Origin of the sequence: Caballeronia sp. GAFFF2 (assembly GCF_023631485.1) — a bacterium.
Classification (GTDB): Bacteria; Pseudomonadota; Gammaproteobacteria; order Burkholderiales; family Burkholderiaceae; genus Caballeronia.
Genome location: NZ_JALQDA010000006.1, coordinates 159,934 through 172,456 on the forward strand (window position 1 = coordinate 159,934; position 12,523 = coordinate 172,456).

General features: G+C 61.9%; 13 protein-coding genes. 9 read left to right on the forward strand and 4 right to left on the reverse strand.

From position 1 onward, the window contains the following. Positions 1-75: 75 nt before the first annotated feature. A complete protein-coding gene (gene nadA / locus NCT04_RS03265; RefSeq protein WP_250463466.1) occupies positions 76-1,203 on the forward strand; it encodes a quinolinate synthase NadA in 1,128 nt (375 codons plus the stop codon). Further along, positions 1,200-2,081, forward strand: coding sequence for a carboxylating nicotinate-nucleotide diphosphorylase (nadC, locus tag NCT04_RS03270; protein WP_250463468.1), 882 nt, complete (start codon positions 1,200-1,202; stop codon positions 2,079-2,081). Before nadA ends, nadC begins: the two co-directional genes overlap by 4 nt. A 19-nt stretch (positions 2,082-2,100) precedes the next feature. Here nadC and nadB read toward each other — a convergent pair whose 3' ends face one another. The 4 genes from nadB to radC form a co-directional block, all read right to left on the reverse strand. After that, on the reverse strand, positions 2,101-3,699 hold the full coding sequence (nadB, locus tag NCT04_RS03275) for an L-aspartate oxidase (RefSeq protein ID WP_250463471.1): 1,599 nt from the start codon (positions 3,697-3,699) through the stop codon (positions 2,101-2,103). A 190-nt stretch (positions 3,700-3,889) separates the two neighbouring features. Beyond that, positions 3,890-4,057, reverse strand: coding sequence for a 50S ribosomal protein L33 (gene rpmG, locus NCT04_RS03280; protein ID WP_007180630.1), 168 nt, complete (start codon positions 4,055-4,057; stop codon positions 3,890-3,892). A gap of 11 nt (positions 4,058-4,068) precedes the next feature. Then, on the reverse strand, positions 4,069-4,302 hold the full coding sequence (gene rpmB, locus NCT04_RS03285; protein ID WP_008351171.1) for a 50S ribosomal protein L28: 234 nt from the start codon (positions 4,300-4,302) through the stop codon (positions 4,069-4,071). Between the two features lie 250 nt (positions 4,303-4,552). After that, on the reverse strand, positions 4,553-5,299 hold the full coding sequence (gene radC / locus NCT04_RS03290) for a RadC family protein (protein WP_250463474.1): 747 nt from the start codon (positions 5,297-5,299) through the stop codon (positions 4,553-4,555). 194 nt (positions 5,300-5,493) lie between these two features. Here radC and NCT04_RS03295 point away from each other — a divergent pair, with 194 nt between their 5' ends. The 7 genes from NCT04_RS03295 to NCT04_RS03325 all read left to right on the forward strand — a co-directional run bounded on the left by NCT04_RS03295 (position 5,494) and on the right by NCT04_RS03325 (position 12,480). After that, positions 5,494-5,949, forward strand: coding sequence for an FKBP-type peptidyl-prolyl cis-trans isomerase (locus NCT04_RS03295; RefSeq protein ID WP_244827228.1), 456 nt, complete (start codon positions 5,494-5,496; stop codon positions 5,947-5,949). 2 nt (positions 5,950-5,951) lie between these two features. Then, positions 5,952-6,920, forward strand: coding sequence for a 4-hydroxy-3-methylbut-2-enyl diphosphate reductase (ispH, locus tag NCT04_RS03300; protein WP_244827229.1), 969 nt, complete (start codon positions 5,952-5,954; stop codon positions 6,918-6,920). A 417-nt stretch (positions 6,921-7,337) separates the two neighbouring features. Continuing rightward, complete coding sequence (locus NCT04_RS03305) at positions 7,338-8,567, forward strand: branched-chain amino acid ABC transporter substrate-binding protein (RefSeq protein ID WP_250463477.1); 1,230 nt, start codon at positions 7,338-7,340, stop codon at positions 8,565-8,567. Between the two features lie 254 nt (positions 8,568-8,821). After that, complete coding sequence (locus NCT04_RS03310) at positions 8,822-9,772, forward strand: branched-chain amino acid ABC transporter permease (RefSeq protein WP_244827231.1); 951 nt, start codon at positions 8,822-8,824, stop codon at positions 9,770-9,772. A 24-nt stretch (positions 9,773-9,796) separates the two neighbouring features. Beyond that, entirely contained in the window at positions 9,797-10,966 is a 1,170-nt protein-coding gene (locus NCT04_RS03315; RefSeq protein ID WP_244827232.1) for an ABC transporter permease subunit, read from the forward strand. Between the two features lie 15 nt (positions 10,967-10,981). Next, positions 10,982-11,758, forward strand: a complete 777-nt coding sequence (locus NCT04_RS03320) for an ABC transporter ATP-binding protein (protein ID WP_244827233.1) — start codon at positions 10,982-10,984, stop codon at positions 11,756-11,758. A gap of 17 nt (positions 11,759-11,775) precedes the next feature. Next, a complete protein-coding gene (locus tag NCT04_RS03325; RefSeq protein WP_370652081.1) occupies positions 11,776-12,480 on the forward strand; it encodes an ABC transporter ATP-binding protein in 705 nt (234 codons plus the stop codon). Positions 12,481-12,523: the final 43 nt, after the last annotated feature.

Genomic DNA, 12,523 nt, shown 5'->3' on the forward strand with positions numbered 1-12,523 from the left:
GCAGCGTGGCCGGGCAGCGCATCGATACGAGTCAGCGCCGGCACGACACTCGCGCGGACACAGGAGACAGAAACAATGGAAGCGATCAGGAGCGTCGAATACGACCGGCCGCATGGCCTGACGTGCGGCGTAGGCGAGGCGTGGGCACGTGTTCCCAACGCGCCGTCCGCCGAAGAGAAGCGCGAATTGAAGGCGCGAATCCGTGCGCTGTTGCATCGGGAAGAGGCGGTTTTGGTGGCGCACTATTACGTGGATTCCGAGCTCCAGGAACTCGCCGATGAAACGGGCGGTTGCGTCGCCGATTCGCTCGAAATGGCCCGTTTCGGCCGCGATCACGCCGCGAAGACACTGGTCGTCGCGGGCGTGCGTTTCATGGGCGAGACATCGAAGATCCTGAGCCCCGGCAAACGCGTGTTGATGCCCGATCTGGACGCCACCTGCTCGCTCGACCTCGGCTGTCCGCCCGACGAATTCTCCGCTTTCTGCGATGCTCACCCGGACCGCACGGTCGTCGTGTATGCGAACACGAGCGCGGCCGTGAAGGCGCGCGCGGACTGGATGGTCACCTCATCGATCGGACTGGAAATCGTCGCGGATCTGCACGCGCGCGGCGAGAAGATTCTGTGGGCGCCGGACCGGCATCTCGGCAACTACATCCAGAAGAAGACCGGCGCGGACATGCTCTCGTGGCAGGGTTCGTGTCTCGTGCACGACGAGTTCAAAGGCATCGAGCTGGATCTTTTGCGCGCCGAATATCCGGACGCGAAGGTTCTCGTTCATCCGGAGTCGCCGGAAGGCGTCGTGCAACTGGCGGACGTCGTCGGTTCGACCACGCAGCTGATCGATGCCGCCGTCAAGCTCGACGCAAAGCGCTTTATCGTCGCGACCGATCTCGGCATCCTGCACAAGATGCGGCTCGCGGCGCCCGGCAAAACCTTCATCGAAGCGCCGACCGCCGGCAATAGCGCCACGTGCAAGAGCTGCGCGCATTGTCCGTGGATGGCGATGAACGGCCTCGCCAATCTCGCCGATGTCCTCGAGCGCGGCCACAACGAGATTCACGTCGATGCGGCTATCGCCGGGCGCGCGCGCGTGCCGATCGACCGCATGCTCGACTTCGCCGCGCGTCACAAGAAGCGTGTGCAGGCGAGCGGCGATCTCGCGAAGGATCAAACGTTGTTCTCGAACGTGGGGCCCGCATGACGAACCACTCGCCTTTATTCGCGGAGATCCGCGCGCAGTACGGCGAAGCGTTCGATGCCGCGCTCGCCCGCAATGTCGCCGATGCGCTCGCCGAGGACATCGGCAGCGGCGATCATACGGGGCGTCTCGTGCCAGCAGACACACGTCGCACGGCGCGCATCATCGTGCGGGAAGAGGCGGTGCTGTGCGGCGCGCCGTGGTTCGACGAGGTGATGCGTCGCGTCGATCCGAGCATCGAAGTCGAATGGCGGTATCGCGAAGGCGAGCGCATGACGGCGAATACGCCGGTCGTCTTGCTGCGCGGCCAGGCGCGTTCGCTTCTGACCGCCGAGCGCAACGGCCTCAACTTCCTGCAATTGCTGTCGGGCGTGGCAACGGCGACGCGCCGTTATGTCAATGCCATCGAAGGCACGCGGGCGCGCATCCTCGACACGCGCAAGACGCTGCCCGGCTTGCGGCTCGCGCAGAAGTACGCGGTGCGCGTGGGTGGCGGCGCCAATCAGCGGCTCGCGCTCTATGACGGCATTCTGATCAAGGAAAATCACATCGCGGCGGCGGGCGGCGTCGGCGCTGCAATGGACGCCGCGCTCGCGCTCGACGCAGGCGTGCCCGTTCAGATCGAAGTGGAAACGCTGGCGCAGCTTGAAACCGCGTTGGCGCATCGCGCGGAATCTGTGTTGCTCGACAACTTCACGCTCGACGCCATGCGCGAAGCCGTGCGCGTGACGGCGGGAAGGGCGCTGCTCGAAGTCTCGGGCGGCGTGAATTTCGAGACCGTGCGGGCGATTGCGGAGACGGGCGTGGACCGCGTCTCTATCGGCGCATTGACGAAGGACGTGCGGGCAACGGATTTTTCGATGCGCTTGATCGAAGAGTAAGCTTGCTGCGCGTCGACATCTAAACCGCGCGCCGCCTCGCCGCCGGCGGCATCAACACTGTCGGGAGCGCTTTCGGCAAAGTCGCCGGCCAGTCGCGACTGAAGTGCAGCCCGCGGCTCTCGCGTCGCGAGCACGCGCTTTCCACGATCAGCGACGCCACATCCACGAGATTGCGCAGTTCCAGCAAATCGCGGCTGACCTTGAAGTTCGCGTAGTACTCGTGGATTTCGTCGCGCAAAAGCGCAAGCCGGTGCTGCGCGCGCGCCAGCCGCTTGTCCGTGCGCACGATGCCCACGTAATTCCACATCAGCCGCCGCAACTCGTCCCAGTTGTGCGCGACGACGACTTCTTCGTCCGGATCGGAAACGCGGCTTTCGTCCCAGTCGGGCAGCGGCGCATGGCAGCCCGCTGAATAACCTTCCGTCTCGATCGCCTCGGCCGTCGCGCGCCCGACCACCAGACATTCGAGCAGCGAGTTGCTGGCGAGCCGGTTCGCGCCATGCAGACCTGTGTACGACGTCTCGCCGACCGCATAAAGTCCCGCGCGATCCGTGCGGCCCGCGAGGTCCGTCACGACGCCGCCGCAGGTGTAATGCGCGGCGGGCACGACGGGAATCGGCTCCTTTGCCATATCGATGCCGAATTCGCGGCAACGCGCGAGGATCGTCGGGAAATGTTCTTCGAGAAACGCGCGCGGCTGATGGCTGATGTCGAGATAGACGCAATCGATGCCGCGCTTCTTGATTTCGAAGTCGATCGCGCGCGCGACGATGTCGCGTGGTGCGAGTTCGGCGCGTTCGTCGTGCGCGGGCATGAAGCGTGTGCCGTCGGGCAGACGCAGTACGCCGCCTTCGCCGCGCACGGCCTCGGAGATCAGGAACGACTTGGCGTATGGATGGAACAGGCAAGTCGGATGAAACTGGATGAACTCCATGTTGGCGACGCGGCAGCCAGCGCGCCACGCCATCGCGATGCCGTCGCCGGTGGCCGTGTCGGGATTCGTCGTGTACAGATAAACCTTGCCCGCGCCGCCCGTGGCGAGCACGGTGTGCGGCGCTTGAATCGTCACGGTTCGTCCGCTCGCGAGATCCAGCGCGTAGAGACCATGACAGCGGTGCCCCGGCAAGCCGAGCCGGTCGGACGTGATCAGATCTATCGCGGTATGGTCTTCGAGAACCGTGATGTTCGGATGATTGCGCACGCGCTCGTTGAGCGTCGTGACGACTGCGTGGCCGGTGGCATCCGCGGCATGAATGATCCGCCGATGGCTATGGCCGCCTTCGCGCGTCAGATGGAAGCCGAGTTCCGCGGAGACATCGCGCGTGAAGGGCACGCCTTCCGCGATCAGCCATTCGATTGCCGCGCGCCCGTTTTCGACGATGAAGCGCGTCGCCGCTTCGTCGCAAAGTCCGGCGCCCGCGACGAGCGTATCGCGCACGTGATTGTCGATGCTGTCCGCCGAATCCAGCACGGCCGCGATGCCGCCTTGCGCCCAGTCGCTCGCGCCAACGCTCACCGCGCGCTTGGCGATGATCGCGACGCGCCGCGTTTCGGCCAGGTTCAACGCCACGCTCAAGCCTGCGAGCCCGCTTCCCACGATCGCTACATCGAAATTCATGCTGCTCGATCTCCGTCTATGTGCTTTTATGACTGCAAGCCGGCAAGCATAACGCGCTCGCCACCCAACCGGCACGGATAACCCGCGCGCGAACGTGTGAAAGCGAAAGAAGAAAAATCGCGCGCACAAACAAAAAGCCCCGCGTGTGCGGGGCTTCTCGTGTCTTTGTCAGGCTCTCAATATCAAGCGCTTACTTGATCTTGGTTTCCTTGTACTCAACGTGCTTGCGGACGACGGGATCGAACTTCTTGATCAGCATCTTTTCCGGCATGTTGCGTTTGTTCTTGGTCGTCGTGTAGAAGTGACCCGTACCTGCGGTCGATTCCAGCTTGATCTTGTCGCGTGCGCCCTTGGCCATGTGCGTGCTCCTTAGATTTCACCGCGTGCGCGCAGGTCTGCGAGCACGGCGTCAATACCGTTCTTGTCGATCAGGCGCAGGCCGGCGTTCGAGACGCGCAGACGCACCCAGCGGTTTTCGCTTTCAACGAAGAAACGGCGGTTCTGCAGGTTCGGCAGGAAACGGCGCTTGGTCTTGTTGTTTGCGTGGGAAACGTTGTTGCCCGACATCGGGCCTTTCCCAGTTACTTGGCATACGCGTGCCATGAGGACACTCCTAAAACACGTTGAGTCCGGAAGTCAAACGCTCGATTTTGGGGGAATCCCGCAATCGATACCTCAAATTCGCCCGATTGCCTTGAACGGGGAGTTGGCAGCACGGTTATGCCAATGAGGACGACGTAAGCCCGAAACAGGTGGGTTGAGAAAACGAATCGTGGATTCTAGCAGGAAAAACGTAGCAATATCAAGCCCGTTCGTCCTTATCTTAGTCAACCTCGACTACTTCGGGTCAAATCTAAAGCCAGCCCTCACGCGCAAAAGAAAAAATCTCATTGCCCGCGACCACCATGTGATCGAGCAATTTCACGTCGATGAGATTCAGCGCATCTTGCAGCGTGCGGGTGAGCTTCTTGTCGTTCGCGCTAGGCTCCACGCCGCCAGACGGATGATTATGCGCCACGATCAGCCCCGCCGCGTTCAGATGCAAGGCACGCTTCACGATCTCGCGCGGATACACCGCCACCCGCGTGAGCGAGCCGCTCGCTTCCACGTGCGCATCGATCAGTTGATGCCGCGCATCGAGATAGATACATAGGAAAAGTTCGTTGGGCTGAGTGCCGATTCTCAGGCGCAGAAAGTCTTCCACCGCGCCCGGCGAGTTCAGCAGCATGCGTTCGCGCGCCTTCTCGATGAGCGCCCGTCGACACAGTTCCGACACGGCCAAAAGCGTGGCCGCGCGCGCCTCGCCGACGCCGCGCTCTTCCTGGAGCTGAAGCGCGGACGCGTCGAGCACGCCGCGAATCGAGCCAAAGCGCCGCAGCAGCGCACGCGCCACATCGACTGCCGTTTTGCCCGGCAATCCTGTGCGCAAAAATACGGCGAGCAACGCGGCGTCGCTCAACGAGTCGCCGCCGGACTGCAACAGACGCTCGCGCGGCTTGTCCGTCTTGTCCCACTGGGAAATTGGCAGAACGGAAACGGGCTGCGGCAGCGCGGGGCCGGCTTCCATTTCACGCATCAGAATCTCAAAATTGGCGGACATTCCTTCCCCTGAGGCCATCTTAAGGCTGTATTTTTGCGAGATACACCGCACTTACGCCGCTCGAGCGAAGCGCGGCGCTTCCCAACTCTGTCTTACAATAGCGGTTTCGGCGCGCGCTCCGCCCCGCCACGCGGCCCGAAGTATCGCGCCAGGCGCACGTCCCGCTTCCGACTGAACCGTCACAGCCAATACTCATGAGCATCATCGATATCTCCGAGGTGAAACCCGGTTCGCATGTCACGCTTCATTACCGGCTCGCACTGGCCGATGGCGCCGACATCGTCAACACGTTCACCGACAAGCCCGCGACCCTCCTGCTCGGCGCAGGCCAACTCGCGCCGCCACTGGAAGAGATTCTGCTGGGAATGAAGGTCGGCCACCATTCGACCTTTCAGCTAACGCCGGAGCAAGCGTTCGGGCCGCGCAATCCGGAGCTCGTGCAGCGCGTGTCGCTCGCGACGCTGCGCGAAAACAGCATGATTGGTGAGGATTTTTCTCCCGGCGATCTCGTCGAATTCAACGCGCCCAACGGTGGGCGCTACGCGGGCGTGCTCAAGGAAGTGGGCGAGACGTCGGCGCTTTTCGACTTCAATCACCCGCTCGCCGGCCAGTCGCTGGCCTTCGAAGTGAAAATCATCGGAATTCTGTAGCCATGAGCCTGACTGAAAGCCTCAACGAGATCGATACCGACGTCGAGATCCTGCTCGCGCAGCCGCGCGGCTTTTGCGCCGGCGTGGATCGCGCGATCGAGATCGTCGAGCGGGCCATCAAGCTGTTCGGCGCGCCCATCTACGTGCGGCATGAAATCGTCCACAACGCCTACGTGGTGTCGGACCTGCGCAAGAAGGGCGCCATTTTCATCGAGGAACTGGACGACGTGCCCGAAGGCGCCACGCTTATCTTCAGCGCGCACGGCGTGTCGAAAGCGGTGCGCGGCGAAGCCGAAGCGCGCGGTTTGCGCGTGTTCGACGCCACGTGTCCGCTCGTGACCAAGGTGCACATGGAAGTCGCGAAAATGCGCCAGGAAGGCTTCGACATCGTGATGATCGGCCACAAAGGCCATCCGGAAGTCGAAGGCACGATGGGCCAGTCGGGCGAGGGCATGCATCTCGTCGAGGATATCGAAGACGTCCTAAAGCTCGATCTGCCCAATCCTGACCGCATTGCCTATGTCACGCAGACAACCCTGTCCGTCGACGACGCCTTCGCCATCATCGACGCGTTGAAGACCAAGTATCCGGCCATCAAGGAGCCGAAGAAGCAGGACATCTGCTACGCGACGCAAAACCGTCAGGACGCGGTGAAGTTCCTCGCGCCGCAATGCGACGTGGTGATCGTCGTAGGCAGCCCGAACAGTTCGAATTCGAGCCGTCTGCGCGAAGTGGCCGAGAAGCGCGGAATCCCGGCCTATATGGTCGATTCGCCGACGCAGATCGATCCGCGCTGGGTGGAAGGCAAGAAGCGTATCGGCGTGACGGCGGGCGCATCGGCGCCGGAAGTGCTCGCGCAGGCGGTAATCGCCCGTTTGCGTGAGCTCGGTGTGCGCAATGTGCGTTCGCTCGAGGGAATCGAGGAAACCATCGCGTTTCCGCTGCCGCGCGGGCTGACCTTGCCGCAATGAGTTAGATAGTTCTTTCGAAAAAAGCGCCTACGGGCGCTTTTTTTCGTTCTGTGTGGACGCTTTCGCTCAAGAACGGAACTACTCGGGCCGAGATAAGACCCAAGCGGTAAGCACTATTTTGGGGCGACTTTTGTTCGGTAAGAATTTAAGGGTTTCCCCTCGCTGCAAAGGCGCAGACGTCAACGCTTAAACGCGCCGAATAAACCCGTTCCCGTTATGGTGCAACTGCTGCACAAAAACGAATCGCAACCCGGTTGCGACTTGCGCGGAAAATCGTCAAAAAAAACGGGTTGCAATGCTGGAAAACCCCGCCACACAAGAATATTGCTCGTCTCATATTTAGCGTTACAATGCGCCCGTCTTGGGCTCGGAGGGGTCTCTCGGCAACGGTTTTGAAAGGCGCAGGAGACCTATTTGATGCGATTCAAGTTTGCTTACGCCGTGTCCATCGCGGCTGCGGTTGCAATGGCAACAGCATGCGGCAAGAAGGGCGAAGGCGAAGCGAGCGCACCGGTAGCGGCGGCGAGCGCGGTGTCCGCACCTGCCGCAGCGTCGGCTGCGGCAGCCCCCGCCGCGAGCGAAGCAATGGTCGTCAAAATTGGTCACGCCGCGCCGCTTACCGGATTGCAGGCACATCTCGGCCGGGACAATGAAAACGGCGCGCGGCTCGCACTCGAAGAGATCAGCGCGCAGGGTTTGACGATCGACGGGCGCTCCATTCGCCTCGAACTCGACAGCCAGGACGATGCAGCCGATCCGCGCGTGGGCACCGAAGCCGCGCAGCGTCTAGTCGACGACCATGTGGTCGCGGTGATCGGCCACATGAACTCCGGCGTGTCGATTCCGGCTTCGAAGATTTACAGCGATGCGGGCATCGCGCAAATTTCGCCGTCGACGACCAATCCCGAATACACGAAGCAAGGCTACAAGACGACGTTTCGCGTCGTGGCGACCGACGCGCTGCAAGGCCCCGTGCTGGCCAATTACGCGATCAAGACGCTGCACGCGAAGAGAATCGTGGTGGTCGACGACGCCAGCGCCTACGGCCGCGGCCTTGCCGATGAATTCTCGAAGACGGCGCAGGCCGGCGGCGCGAAGCTTGCCGCCCGGGAAGCCACGAGCGAAAAGGCGCGCAAATTCAAGGCGATCCTCACGAAAATCAAACGCATCCAGCCGGATGTCGTGATGTACGGCGGCATGGACGTAACGGGCGGGCCATTCGCGAAGGAAGCGGCGGCGCTCGGCATCAAGGCGAAGATTCTGGCGGGCGACGGAGTCTGCACCGGCAAGCTCGTGGAACTTGCGGGCGACGCCGTACAGAACATCGTCTGCTCGGAAGCGGGGCTCGCGCTTTCGAAGATGGATAAGGGCGCCGACTTCGCGCAGAAGTACGAAGCGCGCTTTCATGCGCCGGTCCAGATTTATGCGCCGTTCACGTACGACGCGATGTACGTGATCATCGATGCCATGAAGCGCGCCAATTCAATCGAAGCGCCCAAGGTGCTCGCGGCGATCGCCACGACGGACTTTAACGGTCTGACCGGGCATATCGCGTTCGACGACAAAGGCGACCTCAAGGCGGGCGCCATCACGCTCTACGAGTTCAAGGACAAAAGGAAGGACGTGCTGGACGTAGTCAAGCAGTAAGCGAGATGTGTGAAAGCGGCGTCGCGCGTTGAGCGCCGTTCTCATGGCTTCGTGGCAGTGGATGGGAGTAAGACTTCCGTGAAAACCGTTCGGAGACGTTTGCAGCCAGATCCGGCAGCAGGCGGGACCCGGGCGATTAACCTTACCGGTTTTTTTAATCAGTACGCGCAGTGCTGCTCCAGATTTCGCTTCACATCGGTTTATCGGCCGGTGATAAAGACGTAATCCGGTCGCACGGGGCTAAGGAGCGTTATATGGATATTTTCATCCAGCAGGTCCTCAACGGTCTGGTGCTTGGCAGCATTTACGCCATCATCGCACTGGGCTATACGATGGTGTACGGGATTCTCGGCATCATCAACTTCGCGCACGGCGACGTGCTGATGGTGGGTGCCATGGTCGCGCTGTCGGCCATCGGCGTGATGCAGAATCACGCGCCGGGCATTCCCGGGCCGATCATGCTGACCATCGCGCTTGTCATTGCCGCCGTGGTCTGCGCGGTGGTGGGCTACACGATCGAAAAGGTCGCGTACCGTCCGCTTCGTAAAGCGCCGCGTCTTGCGCCGCTGATCACCGCGATCGGCGTGTCCATTCTCTTGCAGACGCTCGCGATGATGATCTGGGGCCGCAATCCCCTTGCGTTCCCGCAGTTGCTGCCGACCGATCCGATCAACGTCATCGCCGCCGACGAAACCCGTCCGGGCGCGGTGATCTCGATGACCGAAATCGTCATCATCGTGGTCGCGTTCCTCGTTATGGGCGGCTTGCTCCTTCTCGTGCACAAGACCAAGCTCGGCCGCGCCATGCGCGCAATCGCCGAAAACCCAGGCGTTGCATCGCTGATGGGCGTGAACCCCAACTTCGTGATTTCCGCGACCTTCATGATCGGCTCGGCGCTTGCCGCACTCGCCGGCGTGATGATCGCCTCCGAATACGGCAACGCGCACTTCTATATGGGCTTCATCCCCGGTCTCAAGGCGTTCACGGCGGCGGTGCTGGGCGGCATCGGCAACCTGGGCGGCGCGATGGTCGGGGGCGTGTTGCTGGGTCTCATCGAACAGTTGGGCGCCGGTTATATCGGCAACCTGACAGGCGGCGTCTTCGGCAGTAACTATCAAGACGTGTTCGCCTTCATCGTGCTGATCATCGTGCTCGTGTTCCGTCCGTCGGGTCTGCTCGGCGAACGTGTCGCGGATCGCGCTTAACCCTCGCGTGAGGAGCTAAAAAATATGACTTCGATTCAACCGATTGAGCCGTCCACGACGCTCATTCCCGAGAAAAACGCGACCCGCAAGCTGGTGGTCGGCGTCATCACCACGGTGCTCGTGATCGCGGCGCCGATGATCATCGGCGCGGCAGGCGGCAACTACTGGGTGCGCGTGCTCGACTTCGCGATGCTCTACGTGATGCTCGCGCTGGGCCTGAACGTAGTGGTCGGTTTCGCCGGCCTGCTCGATTTGGGCTACATCGCGTTCTACGCGGTCGGCGCTTACGTCGCAGCGCTGCTGTCGTCGCCGCAACTGACCTCGCAGTTCGAGTGGATCGCGCATCTCGCGCCGGGCGGTCTGCACGTGCCGTTCCTCATCATCGCGCCGTGCGCGATGGCGCTGGCCGCGACCTTCGGTGTGCTGCTCGGTGCGCCGACGCTTCGTCTGCGCGGCGACTACCTCGCCATCGTGACCTTGGGCTTCGGGGAGATCATCCGGATCTTCATGAACAACCTCGATCGTCCGATCAACATCACGAACGGTCCGAAGGGCATCACCGGTATCGATCCGGTGACCGTCGCGGGCTTCAACCTCTCGCAGACGCACACGTTCTTCGGCATGAAGTTTCCGTCCGTGTACATGTATTACTACCTCTTCGTGCTCGGCGCGTTGCTGGTGATCTGGGTGTGCACGCGCTTGCAGCACTCGCGTATCGGCCGCGCGTGGGCCGCTATCCGCGAAGACGAAATCGCCGCCAAGGCAATGGGCATCAACACGCGTAACGTAAAGCTGCTGGCCTTCGCGATGGGCGCGTCCTTCGGCGGTCTGTCGGGCTCGATGTTCGGCGCGTTCCAGGGCTTCGTGTCGCCGGAATCGTTCACGTTCTGGGAGTCGATCGTCGTGCTGGCGTGCGTGGTGCTCGGCGGCATGGGCCATATCCCGGGCGTGATTCTCGGCGCGGTGCTGCTTGCCGTGTTCCCCGAATTCCTGCGCTCGACCATGGGTCCGCTGCAGAACGCGATCTTCGGTCATCAGATCGTCGATACCGAAGTCATCCGCCAGTTGCTCTACGGTCTCGCGATGGTGCTGATCATGCTGTATCGCTCGGAAGGCCTGTGGCCGGCCCCGAAACACGAAGACAAGATCGCGAAGATCGCGAAGCGCGGCAGCAAGAAGCCAGTGCGCGCCTAAACGGGGAACTCAAAGATGAGCGAAAAGCAAACGCGACTGTCCGTGAAGGGCGTCAACAAGCGCTTCGGCGGGCTGCAGGCTTTGTCGGATGTCGGCCTCGAAATCAAGGCGGGCGAAATCTACGGTCTGATCGGTCCGAACGGCGCGGGCAAGACCACGTTCTTCAACGTGATCACGGGCCTTTACACGCCGGATTCGGGCGTGTTCAAGCTCGATGGCGAAGCTTATACGCCGACGGCGGTGTATCAGGTGGCGAAGGCGGGCATTGCGCGCACGTTCCAGAACATCCGGCTCTTCGGCGGCATGACCGCGCTCGAAAACGTGATGGTCGGACGCCATGTGCGCACGAAGCACGGTCTCATCGGCGCGGTGTTTCAGACGCCGTCCGAGCGGCGCGAAGAGCGCGAGATCAAGGAGCGCGCGCTCGAGCTGCTCGAATACGTGGGCGTGCTGCAATACGCCGATTACACGTCGCGCAATCTGTCGTACGGCCACCAGCGGCGTTTGGAAATCGCGCGCGCACTGGCGACCGATCCGAAGCTGCTCGCGCTCGACGAACCGGCCGCCGGCATGAACGCGACGGAGAAAGTGGAGCTTACGCGTCTGCTCGACAAGATCCGTAGCGACGGCAAGACGATTCTGTTGATCGAACACGACGTGAAACTCGTGATGGGATTGTGCAACCGCATGACGGTGCTCGATTACGGCAAGGTGATCGCCGAGGGTCTGCCGCAGGACGTGCAGAAGGACCCGAAGGTGATCGAGGCATATCTGGGTGCGGGGGTGCATTAATGGCGACGCCAAGCGCAATGTTGAAGGTCAAGGGTTTGCAGGTGAACTACGGCGGCATCCAGGCGGTGAAGGGTGTCGATCTGGAAGTCGGACAGGGCGAACTCGTCACGCTGATCGGCGCGAACGGCGCCGGCAAGACCACGACGATGAAGGCCATCACCGGTCTCAAGCCGTATTCGGGCGGCGACATCGAATACATGGGTCAGTCGATCCGTGGCGTGCCGACGCACGAGTTGCTCAAGCGCGGTCTTGCCATGGTGCCGGAAGGCCGCGGCATCTTCGCGCGCATGTCGATTCTGGAAAACATGCAGATGGGCGCCTATCTGCGCAACGACGCCGACCAGATTCAGAAGGACACCGACCGCATGTTCGGCTTCTTCCCGCGTCTGAAGGAGCGCGCATCGCAATATGCGGGAACGCTGTCGGGCGGCGAACAGCAGATGCTCGCCATGGCGCGCGCGTTGTTGTCGCGTCCGAAACTGCTTCTGCTCGATGAGCCGTCGATGGGTCTTTCACCCATCATGGTCGAGAAGATTTTCGAGGTGGTGCGGGAGATTTCGTCGGAAGGGCTGACGGTGTTGCTCGTCGAACAAAACGCGCGTTTGGCGTTGCAGGCGGCGAATCGCGGCTACGTGATGGACTCGGGCGTGGTCACCATGTCCGGCGACGCCAAGATCATGCTCGACGATCCGAAGGTGCGTGCCGCGTATCTCGGCGAGTGAATAGTGCTTGAGTCGTTCGAAAGCCCTTCCACGGAAGGGCTTT

Bases quoted from the DNA above. Each gene is read 5' to 3' on its own strand.
- NCT04_RS03295 (WP_244827228.1), top strand. From the start codon at position 5,494: ATGAGCATCATCGATATCTCCGAGGTGAAACCCGGTTCGCATGTCACG.
- NCT04_RS03325 (WP_370652081.1), top strand. From the start codon at position 11,776: ATGTTGAAGGTCAAGGGTTTGCAGGTGAACTACGGCGGCATCCAGGCG.
- rpmG (WP_007180630.1), bottom strand. From the start codon at position 4,057: ATGGCCAAGGGCGCACGCGACAAGATCAAGCTGGAATCGACCGCAGGT.
- nadC (WP_250463468.1), top strand. From the start codon at position 1,200: ATGACGAACCACTCGCCTTTATTCGCGGAGATCCGCGCGCAGTACGGC.
- nadA (WP_250463466.1), top strand. From the start codon at position 76: ATGGAAGCGATCAGGAGCGTCGAATACGACCGGCCGCATGGCCTGACG.
- nadB (WP_250463471.1), bottom strand. From the start codon at position 3,699: ATGAATTTCGATGTAGCGATCGTGGGAAGCGGGCTCGCAGGCTTGAGC.
- ispH (WP_244827229.1), top strand. From the start codon at position 5,952: ATGAGCCTGACTGAAAGCCTCAACGAGATCGATACCGACGTCGAGATC.
- NCT04_RS03305 (WP_250463477.1), top strand. From the start codon at position 7,338: ATGCGATTCAAGTTTGCTTACGCCGTGTCCATCGCGGCTGCGGTTGCA.
- NCT04_RS03320 (WP_244827233.1), top strand. From the start codon at position 10,982: ATGAGCGAAAAGCAAACGCGACTGTCCGTGAAGGGCGTCAACAAGCGC.
- NCT04_RS03315 (WP_244827232.1), top strand. From the start codon at position 9,797: ATGACTTCGATTCAACCGATTGAGCCGTCCACGACGCTCATTCCCGAG.
- rpmB (WP_008351171.1), bottom strand. From the start codon at position 4,302: ATGGCACGCGTATGCCAAGTAACTGGGAAAGGCCCGATGTCGGGCAAC.
- NCT04_RS03310 (WP_244827231.1), top strand. From the start codon at position 8,822: ATGGATATTTTCATCCAGCAGGTCCTCAACGGTCTGGTGCTTGGCAGC.
- radC (WP_250463474.1), bottom strand. From the start codon at position 5,299: ATGTCCGCCAATTTTGAGATTCTGATGCGTGAAATGGAAGCCGGCCCC.